Genomic DNA, 23,988 nt, shown 5'->3' with positions numbered 1-23,988 from the left:
CCATATTGACAGGCGACAGCCATCATTGACTGTCCGGCATTTACTTGTGAAACCAATTCAAGTTTCTCCTCTGGGGACCATGCCTTGTAATGTGCTTTGTGACACAATGCTTCCGGTCCGCCAGCCTGTTCGATACGATTCCAAGTACGAATCTTGTTACGAAAATTTGCTGTTTTAATTCCTTTAGGTGTTTTTACCCACTTACCTTGACGATAAAGTTCTACACACATCAGCTTAAATTCAGTCGTATAACGCAAAATGTACCCTCCTTACTGGGTGTCCAGTAAAGAGGGTACATTTCACATTTTTTCCGCAGTCTCTTTTCTTTTTTCCATGCTACAATAGGAGCTGAACCTGAAAGGAGCGTTCCCTATGTCTCTTCGTGACCAAAACCAGGCCCTTTTTGAAGAAGCCTCGGTGCCAAAAGCCCTTGCGGCCATGGCCATTCCAACCATTATCAGTCAGCTTATTACCCTTATCTATAATCTCGCCGATGCCTTTTTTGTCGGCCGTACAGGCAATCCGTATATGATTGCCGCCGTATCTCTGGTTTTTCCCGTCTTTGCCATTACAGTCGCCTTGAGCAACCTTTTTGGTGTCGGCGGAGGCAGCCTCATGTCCCGCTGTCTTGGGGAAGGAGACGAAAAAAGTGCCCGTCAGGTAAGCGCCTTTTCCCTTTATGGAAGCCTTGCAGGGGCCCTTGTTTTTTCCCTCACCCTCTATTTCCTGCGCCGCCCCATCTTGGTTCTTTTAGGAGCATCCCCTGCCACCTACGCCTATACGGAGACCTACCTTTTTCTTGTCGTCACCTTAGGTACCCTTCCGACCGTCCTATCAGGCACCTTGGCCCAGCTTTTCCGAAGCGTCGGCTTTGCCAAAAAAGCAAGTTTTGGCCTTTCCCTAGGAGCCATCCTCAATATTATCCTTGACCCCCTCTTCATGTTCGTTCTCCTTCCTCAAGGAGAGGAACTGACAGGGGCGGCCCTTGCCACCCTCCTTTCAAACCTGATTTCCCTAGGCTACTTTCTCTTATCTCTCGTAAAAACTGCAAAGAAAAGCTGTCTTGCCTATACCTTTCCTGAAGGATTGCCCAGCAAGGAGAAGATTCGTTCCGTCCTTTCCGTGGGTTTTCCTTCAGCCCTTACGAACCTGCTTTTTGATACATCAAACCTCTTTTTAAACCACCTCATGGCAGGCTTTGGCGACGCGCCCCTGGCGGCCCTTGGCATCGTCATGAAGGCTGAACGGATCCCTCTCAATACAGGCCTTGGCATCTGCCAAGGCATGCTGCCCCTTGTGGCCTATCATTATGGGGCCAGAAAATTCATACGCATGAAGGCGTTCATCAAGATGGCGCGCCGCGCGGGCCTTCTCTTTTCGCTCCTTTGCGTGCTCTTTTATGAGCTCGCCGCGGTTCCCATTGCAAGCCTTTTCATTGCGGCCAAGCCAGAAAGTGCCATCGGCCTTGAGACCCTTGCGTTAGGGGCTCTCTTCCTACGTTTCCGCTGTCTGGCCTCGCCCTTTGCCTTCCTTAATTTCCACATCACCTTTTCCCTCCAAGCCCTGGGAGACGGCAGAATAACCCTTCTTGTGGCAGCCTTGCGCCAAGCCATCATCTACATCCCCTTGATGCATGCCATGGGTGCTTTTCTCGGCTATATGGGCCTTATTGAAAGCCAGACAGCAGCGGAGATGGCGACCTTCTTCCTAGCCAGATGGATCTTCAGCCGACGTCTTGCAGCCATTAACGAAAGTCCCCAGTCCTAAAAGAGACTGGGGAAAAGGATCTTTGCGGCAGAATAGAGAAGCAAGGACGCAATCATCAAAGAGACAGGCTTTTCGTGAGCCTTGAAGAAGCGGTCCAAGAGGGAGCCGCCTAGGGCCCAAGTAAAATTGGCTGCACTGCACATAAGGTTCATGACCATGCCGAGAAGAAAGGTCCAAACAGGGCCGCCTCCACCGGGAAGCAGAAAAGACGTATAGCCCACCATCATGAAGAGAGCGACTTTGACATTGGTCCAATTCAGGAGCAAGGCGGAGAAAAAGAGCCGTTTGGAATCAATGGTCTTTGTCTTTTTCCCTCCGTTTTTCATGAAAAGGCGCACCGTCAGATACACAAGATAGAGGGCTCCCAAGATGCGCAGGGGAAGATCCATCAAAGGCAGGATATCTTCCAAGGCATGAATAAATAGATAGATGACCGTACACATAGAAAAGAGACTAACATGAAGTCCCAGCAAAAAAGGCAGGGCGCCTCGAAAAGTCCGCTCTCGGCTCTGGGCAAGGCTCATGAGATTATTGGGACCGGGAGTAAAGCTCATGACAAAACAATAAGATAGATAGGCCGCAAGATCCATACCAAAGCTCCTTTCCAACATGCTGATAGGTTCCATTGTAGGCGAAAAGGCAGCAATAGGGCAAGAAAAATATTTTGGAATCCTGAAAAAGCAGCAGAAATGTGTAAAAGAGAATGCAGGGCTCCAATTTTTCACGGCAAAGCCTGCGGGATATGATACAATGGCAGGACAAAGACAAAAAAGGGAGGTCGATCATCATGAGCGATACAAAAAAGTCGGCAAAGGGCCCTGCCCTTCGGAAAGAACATGATTCCATGGGGGAAATCCTCGTCCCCTGCGATAAATATTGGGGTGCCCAGACGCAGCGCAGCTTTGAGAACTTCCGCATTGACACGGAAAAGATGCCGCCTGAAGTGATTTCCGCCTTCGCCATCCTCAAAAAATCAGCAGCCCAAGCAAACTGTGAGCTGGGAACGCTCCCTAAGGAAAAAGCCGTACTCATTGAAAAAGCCTGCGAAGAGATCCTTGACGGCAGTCTCGACGGCAACTTTCCCCTTGCGGTCTGGCAAACCGGAAGCGGCACCCAGAGCAACATGAACATCAACGAAGTCATTGCCCACAGGGGAAATGAGCTTGCCAAAAAGACATGCCTTCACCCCAATGACGACGTCAATAAATCCCAAAGCTCAAATGATACCTTCCCGACGGCCATGCACATTGCCGCCATAAAGGGCATCGAAGAACATCTTTTTCCTCGCCTTGACGCGCTCATAAAGACCTTCAAGGACCTTGAAAAGAAACATCGGGGCATTGTCACAACAGGCCGGACCCATCTCCAGGATGCGGTTCCCATTGCCTTTTCCCAGGAAATCTCGGGCTGGCGAACCATGCTTGAACGCAGCCGTGATGAACTCAAGACCTCAGAAAAAGGGCTCCTTGAACTGGCGCTAGGAGGAACGGCCGTCGGGACAGGGCTTAATGCACCAAAAGACTTTGATCGGACCGTTGCCGCCTATATCGCCCAAAATACAGGCTATGCCTTTAAAACCGCCCCCAATAAGTTCCATGCTCTCACAAGCCTTGACGACATGGTCTTCAGTCACGGCGCCCTCAAGGCCTTAGCCGCCAATCTCATGAAGATTGCCAACGACGTGCGCTGGCTGGCCAGCGGACCCCGGGACGGACTTGGCGAAATCACCATTCCCGCCAATGAACCAGGATCTTCCATCATGCCGGGCAAGGTCAACCCCACCCAATGCGAAGCTGTCACCATGGTTGCCGTCCAAGTCATGGGCAATGATGCAGCCATTGGGTTCGCCGCGTCCCAAGGAAACTTCCAGTTGAATGTCTTTCTTCCCGTTACAATCTATAACTTCCTCCAGTCCGTGCGGCTTTTGGGAGACGCCATGGAATCATTCCGCATCCACTGCGCCCTCGGCATCAAGGCGAATAAAGCTAAGATGAAGGAAAACCTCCACCGCTCCCTCATGCTAGTTACGGCCCTGACCCCCTATATCGGCTATGAAAAGGCGGCGGAAGTCGCTAAACTGGCCCACAAGAAGGATCTTTCCCTCAAGGAAGCCATCCTCGAATTGGGCTACATGACAGAAACGGACTTTGATGCCCATTTCCATCCAGAAAAGATGGTGTAAGATGACAAAACGCTGTGAAATCATCATTCGTGTCGTTGATAAAAAAGGGGAGGCCCCTTGCCACCACGGCCATGTAAAGGGTATGGAACTGTCCTGGGACCATGACCGGGGCCGCCTGTGCCCCATGGCCCAGCATGCCCTCTTTCCCTATATCGATATTCTCCGCTACGGCGGCACCCTTCCCGGCATGAAGGGAAACCGTTTCCGTGTTGCCTGTCCTGATGCTGAGGTCATCAACATCTTTGAAATTGAGATGCGAACCAATCCCTCCCCACAAAAAAAATAACTGGATGGGGCTGCCCCTTTGGGCAGCCCCCTTTCATTAGGCCCCGCCTGCATGCCTTTTCTTTGGCTCATCAAGGCCAGTTGTATTATAGGTTACACTTTTATTTGCAAAAAGCATGCTTTAGTATTATCCTTAAAATTTTTCTTGATTTTTGTCTTTTTTCATGATACTATCTGAACCATAATTTCAAAGCAAGAGATGCATTGAAGGGAAAGAGTACGTTTCAGGAAAACCTCCAGAGAGTTGCCGGGTGGTGCAAGGCAGCGGCGGACCGAAACCGAACTGATCCCTGAGCAGCTTTCCTGAACCCGCGCATGACAGTAGGGGAAGCCGGCTCCTGACCGTTATCAATCAGGGCGGTATCGATGGACACGTCATCCGTACCGGCTAAGGGCACACCAAATGGTGTGAAGTGGAGTGGTACCGCGCAAGATTTGAATCTTTCGTCTCTCACAAAGAGAGAAGAAAGATTTTTTTATTGCCTGTAAGGAGGACATCATCATGAAACATGTAGAAGCTTACAAAAAGGGCTATTATCTGCCCCCTGTCGTCGATATGAGCTGGGCCATGGCCGACGCGCCCAAAAAAGCCCCTATTTGGTGCAGCGTGGACCTGCGCGACGGCAACCAGGCCCTCGTGATTCCCATGAGCCTCCAAGAGAAGATTCGCTTCTACAAGACCCTCGTCGCCATGGGGTTCAAGGAAATTGAAGTCGGATTTCCTGCCGCGTCAGAAACGGAATATGACTTCCTCCGCTATTTGGTTGACCATGATCTCATCCCTGACGATGTGACGGTCCAGGTCCTCACCCAGGCACGGGAACACATCATCAAAAAGACTTTTGAAGCCCTGAAAGGCGTCAAAAGCGCCATCGTCCACGTCTACAATTCGACGAGCGTCGCGCAAAGGGAGCAAGTCTTCCACAAATCAAAGGAGGAAATCAAGGAAATTGCCGTTAATGGGGCGCGTCTTTTGCAGCGCCTCACGGAAGAAGCCCACGCGTCTTACCGCTTTGAGTATTCACCAGAAAGCTTTACGGGGACGGAACCAGAATACGCCCTGGAAGTCTGCAACGCAGTCCTCGACGTGTGGAAACCGCAGCCAGACCGGAAGGTCATCATCAACCTGCCATCGACGGTGCAGATGTCCATGCCCCATATCTTTGCCGCCCAAGTGGCCTATCTTTCCCAGAACCTTTCCTACCGTGATGCCGTTGTCCTTTCCGTCCATCCCCACAATGACCGCGGCACTGGTGTTGCCGATGCAGAAATGGCCATGCTCGCCGGTGCGGACCGCGTAGAAGGAACGCTCTTTGGCAACGGCGAACGGACAGGCAACGCGGACATCGTCACCATCGGCATGAACCTCTATGCCTTGGGCATCGATCCGCAGCTTGATTTTTCCAATATGCCGGACCTTGTAAAGACCTATGAGGAAGTAACGCGCATGCATGTCAGTGAGCGTCAGCCCTACGCCGGAAAGCTTGTCTTTGCCGCCTTCTCCGGCTCCCATCAGGATGCCATTGCCAAAGGCATGAAATATCGTAAGGAGCACAATGACCCGTACTGGACGTGCCCGTACCTTTATATCAATCCCCACGATGTGGGCCGCACCTATGATGCCGATGTTATCCGCATCAACAGCCAAAGCGGCAAGGGCGGCGTCGCCTACATCATGGAAACAGCCTATGGCATCGATATGCCAAAAGCGATGCGGGAAGACTTCAGCTACTTTGTAAAAGACGTTTCCGATCATAAGCACCAGGAATTGAAGCCCGATGAAATCTTCAATCTCTTTAAGGATCATTACGTCGATAAGAGCCTTCCCATTGAACTGCAGGATACGCTCTTCCGCAAGAAGGACGGAAAATGGCAAGGCAAAGTCCTCGTCCGGGCTGCCGGCCGCGACGTGATCCTTGAAGGAGCCGGCAATGGCCAGCTCGACGCCGTCAAGGATGCCCTCTGCCGGGCTTTCCACTTTACCGTGACGGACCTTACGTACAGCGAACACGACCTGGACCGGGTCGCTGAATCACGGGGCATTGCCTACTTTGGCATTACAGATGAAAAAGGCGTCACAACCTGGGGTGCCGGCGTCGACACGGATACGATGACGGCCTCCATCAAGGCCTTCATCAGTGCCCTGAACCGCCGCAAAGACGCCAAGGACCATGTCTATGGCGCTGGCCTCATCTCCTCTGAAGAGGCAGTCAATGCTTTCCACCAAGCGGCCAGTGCCCGCTAAATTTAGGGTAAAAGAAAGGATGTATGCACGATGGGAATGACCATGACACAAAAAATCCTCGCCAAACACGCAGGAAAGGACCTCGTTAAACCAGGTGACCTCATCACCTGCCGACTCGACCGCGTCCTTGCAAACGATATTACAGCACCGCCGGCCATCAAGGAATTTGAAAAGATTGGGCGCCCCGTCTTTGATAAGGACCGCATCGTCCTTGTCCCGGACCACTTCATTCCCAACAAGGACATTAAATCCGCCGGCCTTGCCAAGATTGTCCGTGACTTCGCCAAAGCCCATCATATCACCCATTATTATGAAACTGGACGAGCCGGCATCGAACACGTCATTCTGCCGGAAAAGGGTATTGTCGGACCGGGCATGCTCACCATCGGCGCCGACTCCCACACCTGCACCTACGGCGCCCTGGGCGGCTTTGCCACCGGTGTGGGGTCAACAGACCTGGGCGCTGCCATGGCAACGGGCACGTGCTGGTTCAAGGTACCGGAAGCCATTAAGGTCATCATTACAGGAAAAAAACCGGCGGATATTACGGGTAAGGATGTCATGCTGACCCTTATCGGCATGATTGGCGTCGACGGGGCCCTCTACCAGTCCCTGGAATTTACGGGCGACGGCATTGCTGAGCTTTCCATGACGGACCGCTTCACCATGGCCAATATGGCCATTGAAGCAGGCGCCAAAAACGGCATCTTCCCCGTCGATGAAAAGACCAAGGCCTACGAACAAGGCCGTGTTGAAGACTATGAAATTGTTACAGCAGACAGTGACGCTGTCTATAAACGGACCGTGACCATCGATCTAACAGCCCTTACCCCCGTCGTTGCCTTCCCCCACCTGCCAGGAAACACCAAAGCTATTGGCACCTTTGGAGACATTCCCATCGACCAGGTCGTCATCGGTTCCTGCACGAACGGCCGTCTGGAAGATCTTGCCATTGCAGCCAAGATCCTTGAAGGCCGTACTGTCCATCCAGATGTGCGCTGCATCGTTATTCCCGGCAGCCAGGAAGTCTACAAGGAAGCCATGAAAAAAGGCTACATCGATACCTTCATCGACGCCGGCTGCGTTGTTTCGACGCCGACCTGCGGTCCTTGCCTGGGCGGCTACATGGGCATCCTGGCCGCCGGTGAACGCTGCGTATCGACGACAAACCGCAATTTCCGGGGCCGCATGGGCCACGTGGACAGCGAAGTTTATCTAGCAGGTCCGCAAGTCGCAGCAGCCAGTGCGATTTTAGGAAAGATTGCCGCCCCAAAGGAGGTCAAATAAGATGAAATACGAAGGAAAAACTTGGACCTATGGAGACAATATCGATACGGACGTCATCATTCCCGCCCGCTACCTCAATTCCTTTGATCCCAAGGAACTGGCCTCCCACTGCATGGTCGACATTGACGAAAGCTTTGCCAAAGAGGTAAAGGCCGGCGATATCATGGTCGGCGGCTGGAACTTTGGTTGCGGCTCTTCCCGCGAGCATGCTCCCATTGCCATCAAGGCATCGGGCGTGCCCGTCATCATTGCCGCAAGCTTTGCCCGGATCTTTTACCGCAACGCCATCAACGTCGGCCTTCCTGTCCTGGAAATTGGCAACGATGTCAAAAAGATTCGAAAAGGAGACATCCTAAGCGTCGATATCAGCACGGGTACCATTGCCGATAAGACCACAGGCGACACCTTCAAGGCGCCGCCCCTGCCGGACTTCATCCAAGGCATTGCCTCGGCCGGTGGGCTCATTGCCTATGTAAAGGAGCATGCCCAATGAAAAAAAAGATCGTTGTTATCCCTGGTGACGGCATTGGCGGCGAAATTACGGACGCCGCGGTAAAGGTCCTCAAAAAGACCGCAGCCATCTATCACCTGGACCTTTCCCTTGATCAAAAGATGGCCGGTGGAACCGCCTATGATGCCTGCGGGGACCCTCTTCCCAAGGAAACGGTGGAAGCAGCCCAAAACGCCGATGCGGTCCTTTTTGGTGCCGTAGGCGGCGACAAATGGGACAATGTAGATCCCCTCAAACGGCCGGAAAAAGCCGTCCTCGGCCTGCGCAAGGCTCTAGGGCTTTATGTCAACCTGCGTCCCGTCCATGTCTCCCCTGTCCTTGCGCCCTATTCGCCCTTGAAGCCCGATATCGTGACGGGCACGGATGTCCTCATCGTGCGCGAACTCATTGGCGGCATCTATTTTGGTGACCGCTGCGAATCGGAAATCCATGACGGCGTGGAACGAGCCTGGGACCTTGAAAACTACAGCGTCCCCGAAGTGGAGCGTATCAGCCGCTTTGCCTTCAAGGCCGCCCAGGGCCGCCGCAAAAAGGTCACCAGCGTCGATAAGAGCAACGTCCTTGCCACAAGCCGGCTCTGGCGCCGCACAGTCACAAAAGAGCACAAGGCCTATCCCGATGTAGCACTGAACCATATGTACGTTGATAACTGCGCCATGCAGCTGGCAGCCCGTCCCACCCAGTTTGACGTCATCGTGACAAGCAACCTCTTTGGCGATATCCTGAGCGATGAAGCGGCTGTATTGGGCGGCTCCATCGGTATGATGCCGTCGGCCTCAGTCGGTGAAAAGACAAGCCTCTTTGAGCCAATCCACGGATCGGCTCCCGATATTGCTGGTAAAGGAATCGCCAACCCCTGTGCTACCATCCTTTCTGCGGCGATGCTGTTTCGCTATGCCTTAGGAGAGGAAGCAGCCGCCCAAGCCATTGAAAAAGCTGTCGACGCGGCGCTTCTTGACGGCTGGCGGACACCGGACCTCTACAAGGATGGCTTCAAGAAAGCTGATACGGACACCATGACTGGTATCATCTTGGATCAAATTGTCTAGAAATTAAAAAAGACAGGAACAAACCACGTTCCTGCCTTCTTTTTTGCCTTATTTAGCTTGCTGTTTGGGTGTTGCGGTCGTTGTTACATCGGCTGCAGGCAGCGTGCCCTGACCCGGTTTCAAGATCATTATGCCGCCCATCAAAAGAACCGTCAGCAGAAGGAATACGATAAGATCCCTGCCATCACGTGTCATACGCCGTCCTTCCTTTCCTAGTGAAATAATAGATATTATACATCAACGGGACGGTTCTGTCGATAAAAATTGGTTTCTGCCATCAAAAATTCATGGCTCTTTCCATGAGGAAACAGGGAACGCCTCGTGCCTTTTCTTTTTCCATCCCGGGAAAAGCTCAAGAACCTCTATCTGTCTCATTTTTCTTTTCAGCAGCATGAACCTAAAAACGAACCCCCTGCCAATAGGCAAGGGGTTCGCAGTCCTTTTCAAATGGTGATCCACCCGGGATTCGAACCCGGGACACCCTGATTAAAAGTCAGGTGCTCTACCAACTGAGCTAGTGAATCATTGGCTTTTCACAGCCCTAATATTGTAACGGGTTTTTCCGCCTTTTGTCAAGGGGGAATTTCCCGCTCCAGCCTCAGTCTTCAAAGAAGGATTTGAGGGTAAAGGTTTGATCACGGTTCGGACCAACGGAAACAATGCCGATTTCAACGCCGACCACTTCACTCAGACGGTTCAGGTAGGTCTGCGCTTCCTGCGGCAGGTCTTCATAGGAACGGACGCTGCTGATGTCGCATTTCCAGCCCTTGAAGGTTTCGTAGACAGGTTTTGCCTTGGCCAGGATGGAAAGGTCGGCCGGAATATATTTGATGGGCTTGCCGTCGATTTCCCAGCCTGTGCACATCTTGATTTCATCCAGACCATCAAGGATATCCAGACGCGTAATGGCTAAGCTGTCCATGCTGTTGATGCGTGCCGCATATTTGACCATAAAGGCATCGAGCCAGCCGCAGCGGCGGGGACGGCCCGTAACGGTCCCAAATTCATGGCCCGTTTCCCTAAGATACGTACCGGGGCCATCTGTATCAAAAAGTTCGCAGACAAAAGGACCTTCGCCAACACGGGTCGTATAAGCTTTGACAACACCGACTACATGGTCAATGAAACGAGGGCCTACGCCGCTGCCCGTAGCCGCATTGCCGGCTGTCGGGTTGGAACTTGTAACGTAGGGGAACGTCCCATAATCGATATCAAGGAAAGTGGCTTGGGCGCCTTCAAAAAGAACCTTTCTTCCTTCGTCAAAAAAGTCTCCTAAGGCGACACTCGTGTCACATACATGGGGACGGAGCGCTTCGGCATATTCAAGATAGGCCTTCAGCATCGGTTCATAAGCCAAAGGTTCTGCCTTGTAGTATTCCGTAAAAAGTTTGTTTTTTGCGGAAAGGGTCCGTTTCAGTTTTTCAGCAAGGACCTCTTTGTTCATGAGATCACAGACACGAATCCCTGTACGGGCATACTTATCCATGTAACAAGGTCCGATCCCGCCCTTGGTCGTACCAATCTTGTTCGCCCCCAAAGCCAGTTCCTGCAGTTCATCCTGTTTTTCATGATAGGGGAAGACGACATGGGCCCGGTCACTGATGAGCAGATTCGTCGTATCAACGCCTTTGGCCTGCATGCCCCGGATTTCTTCCAGGACGACGCGGGGGTTGATGACAACGCCGTTACCCAAGATGCAAGTTTTATCCTTATAGAGGATGCCGCTTGGCAATAATCTCAGTTTATAGGCAACATCATTGACAACAACCGTATGGCCTGCGTTGGAGCCGCCGGAATAACGGACCACTACATCGGCACGCTGGGCCAAAAAATCCACAATCTTGCCTTTTCCTTCATCGCCCCATTGGGAGCCGATTACAACGATAGATGACATAACGTTCTCCTTACCTAGATCTTACATCCCATAGCGGGCGTAGATATCATCAATATGCTTAAGCATATGCTTGGGTTCAAAGCAGGCTTCAATTTCTTCTTTCGTGAGGTATTTTTCGATATCAGGGTCGGCTTCAACGTTGGTCTTGAAATCAGCCCCTTCCAGCCAGCGGGCCATGGCATTGCGCTGAACCCACTTGTAGGCATCCTCGCGCAGGACACCTTTGCCAACAAGAGCGACCAAAAGGTTCTGGCTGAAGATAAGACCGCCCGTCTTATTGAGGTTGCGAATCATGGCATCAGGATAAACAAGGAGCTTATCGAGAATATTGGTCATCTTGCGGAGCATATGGTCCAGAAGAATCGTGCTGTCCGGCAGAATAATCCGTTCCACGGAAGAATGGGAAATATCGCGTTCATGCCAAAGTGCCACATTTTCAAGGGCAGCCTGGGCATTGCCGCGGAGCACACGGGCAAGGCCACAGATCTTTTCGCACGTAATCGGATTGCGCTTATGCGGCATGGCGGAAGAACCCTTCTGTCCAGGTGCAAAATATTCTTCTGCTTCACGGATGTCCGTCCGCTGCAGGGCACGGATTTCCGTAGCCATTTTTTCAAGGGAAGCCCCGCAGACAGCAATCGTCGTCAGATAAAAAGCATGACGGTCCCGCTGCACGACCTGGGTAGCCAGGCGAACCGGTTCCAGTCCTAATTTTTCGCAGACATATTTTTCAACAAAGGGATCGATATTGGAATAGGTGCCGACAGCACCGCTGAGCTTACCGACAGAAATGTATTTCTTCGCCAGTTCCAAGCGTTCGATGTTGCGTTCCGTTTCATCCATCCAAAGAAGGAATTTCAGGCCAAAGGTCATAGGTTCGGCATGGATTCCATGGGTTCTTCCCACACAGATCGTGTTCCGATAGGTTTGGGCCTGACGTTTCAGGACTTCATGGAGCTTCTTTTCCAGATCGATCAGAAGCTCGCAGGAATGCTTCATCATGACACCCATGGCCGTATCCTTGACGTCACTGGACGTAAGCCCTTTATGGATATATTTGGAAGCATCGCCTACGTGTTCCGCTACATTGGTGAGCAGGGAGATGATATCGTGGTTTGTCACCTTTTCGATTTCATGGACCCGATCCAGTTCAAAATCAGCCTTGGTCTGGATGTCATGAAGAGCATCATCAGGGACAATACCCAATTTGTTCATGGCTTCACAGGCAAGAATCTCAACCTTGACCATGGTCCGGTCTTCATTTTCTTCCGTCCAGATGGACCCCATTTCTTTACCCGTATAACGTGGAATCACAGTACTTCCTCCTTAGCAAAATGCTTCCTGTAACATTGCATGACAATACAGCGCACCGTTATGGCCGCCCTCTCATTGTATCATTTTTCCGAACGAGTCGCAATGACTTCTCATATAAGAATGGGACTTACCTTGACTTTTCTTAAGATAAGAATAGGAGAAAATTCAAGAAAGATGAAGGCTGCTCTTCCTTTCCGGCGACATAAGTCCTCCATTTATTTCTTCTGAACAAAAAATAGATTTTTTCCTAAAATCGTTCACATTATGAGTCCTCAAAAAAAGAGGACTGCCTGTGCAGTCCCCTTGAATCATCCTTGCTGGTCGGCCATCTGGGCCAGATGCTCCGGCGTAAGGTCGAAAAAGTGTGTCGTATCCTTCTGGAAAAAGAGATTGACCGTTCCCACCGGACCATTACGATGCTTGGCTACGATGAGTTCTGCCACATTCTTTTGTTCCGTATCAGGATTATAGTAATCGTCACGATAGATGAAGCAGACAATATCGGCATCCTGTTCGAGGGCTCCTGATTCACGAAGGTCGCTGAGCATCGGCCGCTTGCTGGTCCGCGACTCAACACTGCGGCTGAGCTGACTGAGGGCAATGACCGGTACATTCAGTTCCCTTGCAAGGCCTTTGAGGGACCGTGAAATCTCACTCATCTCCTGCTGACGATTGTCACTGGCCCGTTTCGACGAGCCCTGCATGAGCTGCAGATAATCGACAATAATCAGGTCAAGTCCGTTTTCAGCCTTCCAGCGCCGTGCCTTGGACCGCATTTCCATCGCCGTCATACCCGGCGTATCATCCAACATGATACTGGCATTGCTGAGCCGGTCAGCAGCGGCAATGAGATTCGGCCATTCCTGATCCTGGAGCTGCCCAATCCGCAGACGGGAAGCATCAATGCCAGCCTGACTGCAGAGCATACGCTGGACCAGCTGCTCTTTGCTCATTTCCAAGGAGAAAAAGATAACGGATTTATGACCCTTGATTCCCACATGTTCCGCAATATTGAGCACCAAGGAAGATTTACCCATGGATGGACGGGCAGCGACAATGATGAGGTCTGACGGCTGAAGTCCGCTCGTCATCTTATCAAAATCCGTAAATCCTGTAGGAAGCCCCGTAAAAGCTTCCTTTGAATCATATAGTTCCTCGATGCGTTCCATAGCGCCGCGCACAATATCACGGATTTTGACAATCCCACCGGTTTGGGTCCGGTTGGCAACAGAAAGGATCTTCTGTTCTGCCTCGTCGATGGTCCGGGCAATGTCGGTATCTTCTTCATAGCCCGTAGCCGCAATATCCGTTGCCGCATTGATCAGCTGCCGGCGCAGGGATTTTTCCTCCACAATCTTGGCATGGTATTCCACGTTCGCCGCCGTCGGAACAGCGTTGGAAAGGTTAGTGATGGTCTGTGAACCGCCAACTGCATCAAGCTTGCCCTTTTTGCGGAGTTCCTCAATGACCGTAACGAGGTCAACCGCCTCATTGCGTTCATGGAGGTCCTTGATGGCGCCAAAAACGATGCGATCATCCTGACGATAGAAATCATCTTCCCGCAGGATCTCACAGGCCTTTTCAATGGCCTCGCGACTGATGAGCATGGCCCCCAGCACACTCTGCTCGGCCTCCACATTTTGAGGGGGAATCCGGTCTTCCATGACTTAAGCCTTTGCTTCTACGACGACCTTGAACTTAGCTGTCACTTCCGGCAGGAGTTTAGCCGTAGCCGTATATTCACCAGGGCTCTTGATGGTCTCCGGGATTTCAATCTTACGGCGATCAATGCCTTCCATTCCCGTCTGGGCAAGAAGTGCATCTGCCACATCCTTGGAAGCAATGGAACCGAAGAGCTTACCATTTTCACCGACCTTGACGGCCAGATGAAGTACCACTTTTTCCAGCTGCGAGGCCAGTACGACCGCTTCATCATGGGCCTGAGCCTTGCGATGGGCTGCTACCTTTTGATCGGCCTTGGCCTGGTTCAGGTTACGGGCCGTTGCTTCCTGGGCAAAGCCCCGGGGAATGAGATAGTTGCGGCCATACCCTTCAGCCGTCTCAATGATTTCACCTTTTTTACCCAACTTCTTTACGTCCTTCAGCAGAATTACCTTCATCGGAATCGCTCTCCTTCATTTGTTCTTTTGCCATCTCAATGATCTTCGGAATCAGGTCCTCGGCCTTGGCGCCCTTAATCTGGACACCGGCTACAGTCTGATGACCGCCGCCGCCGAGTTCTTCCATCATGGTCTGGACATTGACGGACCCGTCACTGCGGGCCGAAATACTGACGCCATCGTCGCTCTCATTGAGAACGGCGCTGACATGGATATCATTCATGGTCAGCAGCTCATCGGCTGCTTGGGCGACAACAACGGAAACATTGCGGTCATTCTGGGCACCGCCGGAATGAACCGAAACAGCAAGACCCGGAATGGGTTTCTTCATTTCCGTAATGATCTTGGCCCGGAGGATAACAGAGGCGTCATCTTCTTTAAAAAGCTGGGATACGGCATGAGGATCGGCACCATAGCGCCTCAGATAGGCCGCGGCCTCAAAGGTCCGTTCACCGGTCTGGACAGCAAAGTTCTTGGTGTCAACAACGATCCCAGCATAAAGGACGGAGGCCTCCAGCGGGCTGATTTCCATGCGTTCCTGGAAATACTGCAGGATTTCCGTAACCATTTCACTTGTCGAGGAGGTGGACGGCTCCATGTACTGCAGCATCACTTCCTCAATGACATCTTCAGCCCGGCGATGGTGATCGATGATCACGCGCCGCCTGATGGCAGCAAGGAGTTTTGGTGCCGCCGTGAGCATGGCCCGATGATGGTCTACCAAAACCAGGAGACTGCCCGGCGTACGCTGCTCCATGGCAACCTCTTCACTGATGATGAGATCCTCGTAGGGATTATTGCCGTGGGTTACGTTTTCAATGTTATCTACAGCCGTCCCCTGACCACTCCAGACAATATAGCACTCCTTGCCCAAGGTCCGAGCCATCTTGGCCACGCCAATGGCCGCACCAATGGCATCATAGTCCTCGTTGACGTGCCCCATGATAAAGACCTTATCGGCATTTGTCATAAGTTCGTGAATGGCCTGGGCGACAATCCGGGCCCGCACGCGGGTATTTTTCGCCTGCACGCTCCCGCGGGCACCATAAAAGCTCACTTCCTCACCAATGGAGACAACGGCCTGATCTCCGCCGCGCCCCAAAGCAAGGTCCAAACAGGACTGGGCCTTTTGAGCCATTTCCGAAAGGGTCTTCATGCCGCTTGCCACACCAATACTGACGGTCGGTGTAATCCGCGGATTGATCTTGATTTCCCGTACCTTGTCAAGGAGGGGAAACTTCCGATTGATGGTATCGACAAGACCTTTCCTGTTGATGCCTACAAGATAGAGATCTTCAGAATACTTAAGAGAATAACCGTTGACTTCTTCCGCCCAGGAGTTGATGGCCTTCGTGATGGCAACCACCAGGCTTGCCCGGTCACTTTCATTGAGGCCCTTTAGGGCATCGGCGTAGTTATCGAACTGGACATAAGCCACAACGGGGCGCTCATCCTCATAGCGGCGTTGCTGCCGCTCCTTATTGGTCACATCATACAGGTAGATGACAACACCCGTGTCACTGCCAGCTTCTTCTGTTGTCTGGATGGGACGGACCAGCATGGAATAGATGCGGTCGCCAATTTTGATGCTCTTATCGGAATCACGGACCCGGAGGGTCGCAAAATTATTTTCCGGCGGTGGCAGGATCTTATCAAAAAGGGAGCCCAAAGGGGCATCCACATTGATGTACTCATTGAAGAGTCGGTTTTTCCACTGTAAGTGGCCTTCCTGATCAAATACGGCAATTCCTACAGGCAGGCGCTGAACGGCGTAATGGTTGGCCCGCTCAATATTCCGCACCACCGTCGTCATGGCATGGTTGAACCATGCCTCCCGGAGCTTACTGCTGCGGGAACTGAAATAATAGACGAGAAGGACAGCAGTAAAACCAGCAGCTGTCCAAATCACCTGGTTAACATAAAAGCCATAGACGACACAAAGGGTGCCGAGGATGGCCGCCGCGACCCGAAGGGTACGCCATAATTTGGCTCGTTCTTCGTCTTTCATGGTCGATTCTCCTATCTTTTGCGCAGTTTGCGCTGGTCCGTTACCATCTCAATGGCTCCCATGACCACGAGGAACTGGGAAACAAGGGGAATCACGAAACTGGTAAGGACTGCCAAGGGAAACCAAAAACGCGGTTTTCCCCGAACCTGTACGTACCAAAGAACCACACTGAGTCCCTGCAGCAAGAGCAGCATGCTTGCCACGGTAAAAAGGGTGTAGCCTCCCAGGAAGCCATAGCTGGTCTCATCTCCGCGAAAATAAAGCAGCGTTGCCATACCCAGTCCGTACCCTCCCAAGATCCAACGCGGCAAGGTCCACGTGGCAAAAGGAGGGAACCAAGGGTAGGGATCGCCTAACCGGGAAAGGACCTTCCGAGCCGCCCAATAATTGACGAAGGCCGAAATGGGACAGCTAAGGAGCAGTCCAGCCGGAAGGACGAGACTCAGCATATGCTGCATCCGTTCCAAGGATTCTGTGGTCATGATTCCGGAAACCCCCAGCGTATCATAGATGTCCTTGGTCATTTGAACAGATTCCGCAATGGCATGGGTAAAGGATTCCACCACATTGATGCCCATGAGGAAATAGGCTGCAAGGCCGCTGAGAACAACAGATAAAAGGGCCCCCAGACTCCCCCATAAGAGGACACTGGCAGGGGACTTCTGACGCCGCATCCCTTCCCCCATGACAAGGCCCAAGATGCCCAGAATAAGGACCTGGGTAACGGCCTGGAGGGGACTGATGAGAACAGCAACAACAGCACCGGTAACCAAAAGGCAGAGGACGCTCCACATCAGTCCATTACGCCTTCCGCATAAGATGATAGGAAGGGGCCACCAAACGCTTACGATAACATCGAGAACGGGAATATAATTGCCGATGAGGGTAAAAATCACCGCAATGGCCGCCAGGATGCCTGACTCCACAATGGCTGAAGTTTTCCGTCGAATCATGGTGTTCCTCCTTATAGATACGTCTTTTTATTTTACACCATTTACAGAGGATTGTCACCTTTTCCGGTCCCTGCTGGGAAGGATATAAGTGTCATCCATAGGTAGCCTTAAAAGAAAAACGACACTAAAAAGGCCCCCGGAAACCGGGGGCCAATCTTTTAAGATGGAGCTACCGACAGGATTTGAACCTGCGACCTGCTGATTACGAATCAGCCGCTCTACCAACTGAGCTACAGTAGCACTAACGAATGAATTTTATCATATTCCCTGATGTTGGTCAAGCCTTCTCTTTATTTTTTCGCAAATCAGGACTCAAGGTCAATCAGGTGAAATCGGGCATGGGCCAGGTCAAGCATACGGGAAGCAAGCCGCTTGCAACGGGCAAGATCCGCCGTAAAGCAAACTTCCAGGGATCCTTCCCCTTCTGTTTTGAGGAGTCCTTTGTTTTGGAGATGCTTAATAGCCTCATCCGTCGTCATTTCCGCTGGATCAAGGACCGTCACCTGAGGTCCAAAAGCGGCCGCAATCTCATCGTGGAGGAAAGGATAGTGCGTACAGGACAGCAGGAGGGTATCAATCCCATGGACCTTCATGGCATCCACATATTCCTTGATGGCTTCCTGCATTTCCGGACGACCAAATTTTTCACTTTCAATGAGCGGCACAAGTTTTGGACAGCCAAGGCCAAACACTTCAACACCGGGGTCAAGACGCTCGATTTCCCGCTTATGGGCCCCGGTGGAAACCGTAAAGTCCGTCGCAAAAAAGCCGACTTTATTGTTATGGGTGACTTCCCTGATATTGGACGCCCCCTTAGCCATGCCAATCACATCAAAGTCATAGCCATTGCGAATCGTATCAAGGCCAAGAACCGTAATGGTATTGCAGGCAACAACCAGTTCCTTGATCTTCCGACGGGCCAAGCAATCGGTCATTTCCTTCACAAACCGCTGGATTTCTTCCCGCGCCCGATCCCCGTAAGGCGTACGGGCCGTATCCCCGATAAAGATAAACTGCTCGTGGGGCATTTTCTTCTGCAACCATTTGAGGACCGTCAGGCCGCCGACACCGGAATCAATGACACCAATGGGCCTATCCTTCTCCATGCTATCCCTCCAAGATTTAACCATCTACATCAGTCATAACCGGTATTATACCATATCAGGCACCACTTGGAATGCTTTTTTAGGAGGAATCGGGCGATTTTTCCTTGCTTTCAAATTGCCTCAATATCCAATTGTGGCCGCTGTTTCCTTAAGGATCTCGGCAGACTTTTGCAGGGCGTCTCCTTCTTCTTTGCTCAGGGAAATGGGAACCACTTTTTCAATCCCCTTGGCCCCTATGATGGCAGGCACGCTGAGGGTTGCTCCCGAAAGGCCAAATTCCCCATCAAGATAAACGGATACAGGAAGCACGCTCTTTTCATCTCGGATGATGGCACTGCAGATACGGCGCACCCCCATGGCAATGCCATAATAGGTTGCCTTTTTCTTCTTGATGATTTCATAAGCACTATCCTTGACAGACTGAGCCAAGTGCTCCATGGAGGCTTTATGGTCATGATGGCCGCGAAATTCGCAGAAGCGGCTGAGCGGCATACCGGATACATAGGCACTGCTCCAAACCGGGATTTCGCTGTCACCATGTTCTCCGATGATATAAGCATCAATGTTCCGAGGATCCACGTCTAGGTGCTGACCCAAAAGATATTTAAGGCGGCCCGTATCAAGGACGGTCCCGCTCCCAAAGACGCGGCTCCGAGAAAAGCCGGACAGCTTTTGCGCGACATGGGTCAGGATATCAACGGGATTGGCCACGATAAGGAGAATGCCTTGATAATTGCGTTTGGCAATCTCAGGAATGATCGAGCTAAAAATGGCGGCATTCTTTTTTACCAGATCAAGGCGCGTTTCGCCCACCTTCTGGCTGGCGCCCGCCGTAATGACAATGATGGAGGCATCCATGATATCATCATAGTCTCCAGCGTAGATGTTCATAGGGGACGCAAAGATCATGCCGTGACCGATATCCATGGCTTCCCCTTCCGCCCGTTCCCGGTTCACATCGACAAGGACCAGTTCCGAAAAAAGTCCCTGTTCCATCAGGGCAAAGGCACTTGTAGCCCCGACCATACCGCAGCCAACAATGGCAATCTTTCGAGCATTGATTTCAGGATTCATAGCAAAGCTCCTTTCACAATATGTATTTCTTTCACGTACAGTTCTCCTCTATTGTAGGCCACCTTTTCCAGGGATTCAATGGATAGGGAAATAGTCCCACTTGCAAAAATAATTGGACGATTTAGCGCATAAAAAAGGGGACTCCCTAAGGAGCCCCAGTCAGCAAAAAAAATAAAATCTAGATAAGAAGTCAGCCCACCAGCGAGCCGATTACGTAAGCTGCCAATAAACCGGATAAAGACATGACCACATTTTGACAGACACAGAGAGATTTCATGGTTGTTCGGATATCATAGCCCATGAATTCACTAAAAACCCAAGTAAAGCTATTATTGACATGGGACCCCAAAGCAGAGCCAGCACTGATGGAAAGAAACGCCTGCAGGGGAGACAGGAGCCCCGTTTCACAAAGGGGCAGTGTAAGCCCTGCCGCCATGATTCCAGCAACGGAAGCAGATCCTTGGGCAAATTTTGAAAGACCCGTGATCAGAAAAGGAATTAGGAATACAGGAATGGGAGAGGCGGCCAGACTTTCAGCAAGGATCTTACCAACGCCAGTAACCCCAACAATATTTGCCAAAGCACCGCCTGCAGCCGTAATAAAGACAATAGGCCCCGAGGTACGGAGTGCGTCCGTCATGGGTGCATATTTTTTATCTTTCGGCAGGAAATTCCCTAAAAGAATAACGGATGAAACAATCCCTACGCAAAGCGCAATATTTTTATCACCAAAAAAGTTCAAAAGGGAAACAAGGACTGAGCCTTTTTCCAAAAAGATCCTACCTACTGAGCGAATCAAGATCAACACTATCGGGAGCAGTATGGGCGTGAGGGCTGCTCCGAAACTGGGCATGGGAGCTGACTCATCGTTCGTCTCTTCTTGAGCAGAAATATCCCGCGGAAGTTCCGTATACCACGAAGCCGGTTTCCGTTCCAAATAGTATTCCCCAAAAGCCCATACGCAAACTGTCACGAACAGCGCAGCTGGCATGCCCCATAAAATGGACGTTCCAATATCCAGCCCTAAAATGGCAATAATGGCAAGCGGCGCCGGTGTCGGTGCCACAAAAGCATTGGTTGCCAAAAGGGAACAAGCAGTCACTACGCCCATGGAACAAGCGTTCTTTCCACTTTTCCGTGCAACTGACTTAATAAGTGGGGACAGAAGTACAAGGGCAACATCACAGAAAACAGGGATGGCAATGACATATCCTGTAGCCGCTAGTGCGCCGGCAGCCCGATCTTTCCCTGTTATTTGAAGAAGCGTTTCCGCAATCCTTTGGCAGGCACGTGATTTTTCCAGGTAAATGCCTAAAATAGTGCCAAAAATAACCATAAGGCCGATATTTTTGCAGGTCTTGGCAAAGCCATCCACAATCGAGGCGATGGTTTTGTCCGTTCCCAGACCGCACCCGATCCCGATGGCAAGACTGGCAAGAAGCATACATACAAAAGGTCCCCACTTAGTTCTCATCATACACAAAAGCATAATAGCAAGACCGACAACAAAAATGAGTAAATTGGACATAAGAACCCCTTCCCTTCATCATAGATTCCGATTCATTCTTGATACGCTATATATAGCATGCTTTTCTTTTAAATGTAAAACAGTAAAAATCATGATGAATTTAAAGCAAAAACTTGATATAAAGGGATAAACCACTATAATGAGAAGAAGAAAGGGGGATATCCCATGCTGATTGGCTATGAAATGTTTCTATTAGCAGCTGAAGAGCTCAACTTTTCCCGAGCGGCAGAGCGGGCCTTTGTTACTCCACAATGCTTAAGCGACCATATCAAGAGGCTTGAAGCCCATCATCACGTCACGCTGTTTCGCCGTCGTCCTCACTTGGAATTGACCGCGGAAGGGGCTGCCATGCTGCGCTATCTATCACGAATAAAAGCACTCGAATATAGGATGAAAAATGAACTGGCAGATATCAGTCAGGGAACGCGCGGCACCATTCGTCTTGGGATTCCAACAACAAGAGGGACCATTCTCGTTCCATCCATGGTTCCCGAGTTTCAGAAACAATACCCTAACGTGGATGTCCAGGTTCGTCTCAATGATACCCATAAGTTGGAAGACCTTCTCCTCAGTGGAGAAATCGACTTGTTTCTCGGCGTCGATGCAAAGGAACATCCTTTATTCGACAAAATTGAACTGGAAAGGGAACCTCTCTATCTAGTTGTTCCGGAAACATTGCTTCGTACCTATTACGGAGATAAAACGAACGCACTCTTAGTAAAAGCTTATCAAGAGGGCATCGATTTGGCATCCCTTCCAGGAATTCCTCTTGTCCTTGGACATTCTGCTTCCACTACGACGACAGCCGTCTCAAATTTTCTGATGCAAAAGCATATTGCTGCCTCCCTGCCTATTCAGGTCAGCAACTTCAGCATTATGATTGATTTATGCAGAAGCGGTCACTATTCAACCATTTGTGCCCAATTGAACCTGCAGCAGCTCGATTGGACAGGGATACTTCCGACAAAGGAAAGACTGCATATCCTTCGCATCAAAGGACTTACCTATGAGTTAACAAATGTTATTGTATCCCATAGGGATAGCCAAAGTCTTCATTATGTTGATGAATTCAAGGATCTGCTCAAAAAATTCATCCATCTTGAGAATGCCTATGTAGCTTTACAGCTGCAAAAACTGCAAAACACAATGATCAGTAGATAAAAAAGGAACCCTGCAACAGATTTCTCACTGCTGCAGGGTTCCTTCCGTGTCCTTATTTTATTTTTGCGTATTTGGTTGGCCACACATCCTTGGGGATGGGGCATTCATAGGATGTTCCACCCAGCCGGCCGGACAGTTCCTGTTTGGCCCGGTCAAGAAGTGCAGGCTCTTCCATGACTTTCTTCGTGCTTTCCGCCATGACGCGAGCCGCGTAGTACATCCCCGAAAGAGCTACTGGACTCTGACCCATAGCCACCCACTGCCAGGAATGAGCGGTTGTACCAATAGGGAAGGTTGCCGTGTAGCACTGGGCAAGAGGAGTCACATAACTTACGTCCCCTGTATCAGACGATCCCATTTGAGTAATGGAATTGGGCTGGAAGGGAACAATGAATTCTCCAAAACGATCCTTCTTGATAAGATTTTCCAAAAACTCCCGATCAAGAAGGGGCGTCATACCCGGATCATGAAGGATATTTTCTTCTGGCACGGTCTTTTGGAATTTTTCCAAATACGCTTTTTCTTCCGCCGTGCGTTTCGGTGCGCCCACTTCCACCATGGCTTCATGCATAACCGCTGCAAGCGTATCGTTCCGCACCAAATTTGATACGGCCTTGTCAAAACGGAGGGAAACGGATGTTTCCGTCATAAGAGCCGCCCCTTGGGCAATCTTCTGTACCCTTTTATAAAGCCGTTTCGCTTCGGCGTTGCTCTTGCTGCGGATAAGATAGAGAACCTCGGCATGCTCCTGAACGACATTCGGGGAAACCCCGCCCGTATCAAGGACTGCATAATGGACGCGTTCATAATCTGCCATATGTTCCCGAAGATAGTTCACGCCCACATTCATCAGTTCCACCGCGTCAAGGGCACTGCGGCCCTTTTCTGGAGAGGCTGCCGCGTGGGAAGCCTGACCGGTAAAGGTAAAGGCCGCCTGGATATTGGCTTGGTTACTGCCTGTTGCAACAGCATTCATCGTTGCCGGATGCCACGTAAAGGCAGCATCCACATCGTCAAAAAGGCCTTCCCTCGCCATATAGGCCTTCCCGCTTCCGCCTTCTTCGGCAGGACAGCCATAGACCCGCACCGTCCCCTTGTCAGGATGGGCTTTTAAATAATCCCGGAGCAAAAGACCAGCTCCAATGGCGGCCGTTCCCAAAAGACAGTGGCCGCAGCCGTGTCCGCACGAGGTCCCAGACCGTGGCTTTTTTTCTGCCACGTCAAGTTCTTGGCTAAGACCGGACAGGGCGTCATATTCGGCGAGGATGCCGATAATGGGATGCCCAGACCCAAATTCCGCTACATAGGAGGTTTTCATGCCAGCAAGACCTTCTTTTACGGTAAAGCCTTCCTGACGCAGAAAATCCGTCATGGCCTTAGCCGATTTTGTCTCGGCAAATTTCAGTTCAGCCGCGTCCCAGATCACGGCATTGAGGGCCTTTAGTTTTTCCTCGTAGTTATGGGGAAGATATGCTGTCTGTTCCATGCTGCTACCTCTTTTCCT

At 51.1% G+C, this 23,988-nt stretch carries 20 protein-coding genes, 2 tRNA genes, 1 pseudogene and 1 other annotated feature; of the genes and pseudogenes, 8 read left to right on the top strand and 15 right to left on the bottom strand.

The features are described from left to right. A pseudogene (locus H503_RS0104355) lies at positions 1-257 on the bottom strand (helix-turn-helix domain-containing protein); the annotation flags it as partial. Positions 258-372: 115 nt separating this feature from the next. Between H503_RS0104355 and H503_RS0104350 the strand changes: the two are divergent. Continuing rightward, positions 373-1,767, top strand: a complete 1,395-nt coding sequence (locus tag H503_RS0104350) for an MATE family efflux transporter (RefSeq protein WP_009015046.1) — start codon at positions 373-375, stop codon at positions 1,765-1,767. Here H503_RS0104350 and H503_RS0104345 read toward each other — a convergent pair. Beyond that, a complete protein-coding gene (locus tag H503_RS0104345) occupies positions 1,764-2,357 on the bottom strand; it encodes a LysE family translocator (RefSeq protein ID WP_022227504.1) in 594 nt (197 codons plus the stop codon). The two genes, H503_RS0104350 and H503_RS0104345, sit on opposite strands and share 4 nt — an antisense overlap. A 197-nt stretch (positions 2,358-2,554) precedes the next feature. On the opposite strand from H503_RS0104345, the gene fumC reads away from it, so the two are divergent. The 6 genes from fumC (at position 2,555) to leuB (ending at position 9,326) form a co-directional block, all read left to right on the top strand. Further along, complete coding sequence (gene fumC / locus H503_RS0104340; RefSeq protein ID WP_051201274.1) at positions 2,555-3,949, top strand: class II fumarate hydratase; 1,395 nt, start codon at positions 2,555-2,557, stop codon at positions 3,947-3,949. Position 3,950: 1 nt separating this feature from the next. Continuing rightward, the gene (locus H503_RS0104335) at positions 3,951-4,235 is read left to right on the top strand and encodes a TIGR04076 family protein (protein ID WP_009015043.1); all 285 of its coding nucleotides are present in this window, start codon (positions 3,951-3,953) and stop codon (positions 4,233-4,235) included. A gap of 194 nt (positions 4,236-4,429) precedes the next feature. Continuing rightward, positions 4,430-4,689 (top strand) — a binding site (T-box leader). A 47-nt stretch (positions 4,690-4,736) separates the two neighbouring features. Next, positions 4,737-6,479 carry a 2-isopropylmalate synthase gene (locus tag H503_RS0104325; protein ID WP_009015042.1) on the top strand — a complete coding sequence of 581 codons (1,743 nt, stop codon included), beginning with the start codon at positions 4,737-4,739 and terminating at the stop codon, positions 6,477-6,479. Positions 6,480-6,509: 30 nt separating this feature from the next. After that, complete coding sequence (gene leuC, locus H503_RS0104320) at positions 6,510-7,766, top strand: 3-isopropylmalate dehydratase large subunit (RefSeq protein ID WP_009015041.1); 1,257 nt, start codon at positions 6,510-6,512, stop codon at positions 7,764-7,766. 1 nt (position 7,767) lies between these two features. Continuing rightward, a complete protein-coding gene (locus H503_RS0104315; protein ID WP_009015040.1) occupies positions 7,768-8,259 on the top strand; it encodes a 3-isopropylmalate dehydratase small subunit in 492 nt (163 codons plus the stop codon). Next, positions 8,256-9,326, top strand: coding sequence for a 3-isopropylmalate dehydrogenase (gene leuB, locus H503_RS0104310; protein WP_009015039.1), 1,071 nt, complete (start codon positions 8,256-8,258; stop codon positions 9,324-9,326). The genes H503_RS0104315 and leuB overlap by 4 nt, the downstream gene beginning before the upstream one ends. 48 nt (positions 9,327-9,374) lie before the next feature. Here leuB and H503_RS12505 read toward each other — a convergent pair whose 3' ends face one another. The 12 genes from H503_RS12505 to H503_RS0104245 all read right to left on the bottom strand — a co-directional run bounded on the left by H503_RS12505 (position 9,375) and on the right by H503_RS0104245 (position 21,323). Further along, entirely contained in the window at positions 9,375-9,521 is a 147-nt protein-coding gene (locus H503_RS12505; RefSeq protein ID WP_014129174.1) for a hypothetical protein, read from the bottom strand. 253 nt (positions 9,522-9,774) lie between these two features. After that, positions 9,775-9,850 (bottom strand) — tRNA-Lys (locus H503_RS0104295). A 74-nt stretch (positions 9,851-9,924) separates the two neighbouring features. Further along, positions 9,925-11,220 (bottom strand): adenylosuccinate synthase, encoded by a 1,296-nt coding sequence (locus H503_RS0104290; RefSeq protein WP_009015038.1) that lies wholly within the window; start codon positions 11,218-11,220, stop codon positions 9,925-9,927. 21 nt (positions 11,221-11,241) lie between these two features. Next, positions 11,242-12,534: an adenylosuccinate lyase gene (gene purB, locus H503_RS0104285; protein WP_009015037.1), complete on the bottom strand. Its 1,293-nt coding sequence runs from the start codon at positions 12,532-12,534 to the stop codon at positions 11,242-11,244. A gap of 308 nt (positions 12,535-12,842) precedes the next feature. Then, positions 12,843-14,198 (bottom strand): replicative DNA helicase, encoded by a 1,356-nt coding sequence (gene dnaB, locus H503_RS0104280; protein WP_009015036.1) that lies wholly within the window; start codon positions 14,196-14,198, stop codon positions 12,843-12,845. Positions 14,199-14,201: 3 nt separating this feature from the next. Then, positions 14,202-14,654: a 50S ribosomal protein L9 gene (gene rplI, locus H503_RS0104275; RefSeq protein WP_009015035.1), complete on the bottom strand. Its 453-nt coding sequence runs from the start codon at positions 14,652-14,654 to the stop codon at positions 14,202-14,204. Further along, positions 14,614-16,662, bottom strand: coding sequence for a DHH family phosphoesterase (locus H503_RS0104270; RefSeq protein WP_009015034.1), 2,049 nt, complete (start codon positions 16,660-16,662; stop codon positions 14,614-14,616). The genes rplI and H503_RS0104270 overlap by 41 nt, the downstream gene beginning before the upstream one ends. Before the next feature lie 11 nt (positions 16,663-16,673). Continuing rightward, complete coding sequence (locus H503_RS0104265) at positions 16,674-17,615, bottom strand: YybS family protein (RefSeq protein ID WP_009015033.1); 942 nt, start codon at positions 17,613-17,615, stop codon at positions 16,674-16,676. A 164-nt stretch (positions 17,616-17,779) separates the two neighbouring features. After that, positions 17,780-17,855: transfer RNA gene (locus H503_RS0104260), tRNA-Thr, on the bottom strand. A gap of 65 nt (positions 17,856-17,920) precedes the next feature. Beyond that, a complete protein-coding gene (gene murI / locus H503_RS0104255) occupies positions 17,921-18,721 on the bottom strand; it encodes a glutamate racemase (RefSeq protein WP_014129177.1) in 801 nt (266 codons plus the stop codon). 120 nt (positions 18,722-18,841) lie between these two features. Beyond that, positions 18,842-19,795, bottom strand: coding sequence for an L-lactate dehydrogenase (locus tag H503_RS0104250; RefSeq protein WP_009015031.1), 954 nt, complete (start codon positions 19,793-19,795; stop codon positions 18,842-18,844). A gap of 190 nt (positions 19,796-19,985) precedes the next feature. Further along, positions 19,986-21,323 (bottom strand): GntP family permease, encoded by a 1,338-nt coding sequence (locus tag H503_RS0104245; RefSeq protein ID WP_009015030.1) that lies wholly within the window; start codon positions 21,321-21,323, stop codon positions 19,986-19,988. A 165-nt stretch (positions 21,324-21,488) separates the two neighbouring features. Here H503_RS0104245 and H503_RS0104240 point away from each other — a divergent pair, with 165 nt between their 5' ends. Next, positions 21,489-22,484 carry a LysR family transcriptional regulator gene (locus H503_RS0104240; RefSeq protein WP_014129178.1) on the top strand — a complete coding sequence of 332 codons (996 nt, stop codon included), beginning with the start codon at positions 21,489-21,491 and terminating at the stop codon, positions 22,482-22,484. A 52-nt stretch (positions 22,485-22,536) separates the two neighbouring features. Here H503_RS0104240 and H503_RS0104235 read toward each other — a convergent pair whose 3' ends face one another. Then, positions 22,537-23,970: an amidohydrolase gene (locus tag H503_RS0104235; RefSeq protein ID WP_014129179.1), complete on the bottom strand. Its 1,434-nt coding sequence runs from the start codon at positions 23,968-23,970 to the stop codon at positions 22,537-22,539. Positions 23,971-23,988 lie beyond the last annotated feature (18 nt).

This window comes from Acidaminococcus intestini DSM 21505 (genome assembly GCF_000425045.1).
Taxonomy (GTDB): Bacteria; Bacillota; Negativicutes; order Acidaminococcales; family Acidaminococcaceae; genus Acidaminococcus; species Acidaminococcus intestini.
The sequence above is the reverse complement of the archived record's forward strand: the minus strand, read 5'-3'. Positions and strand labels throughout refer to the sequence as shown.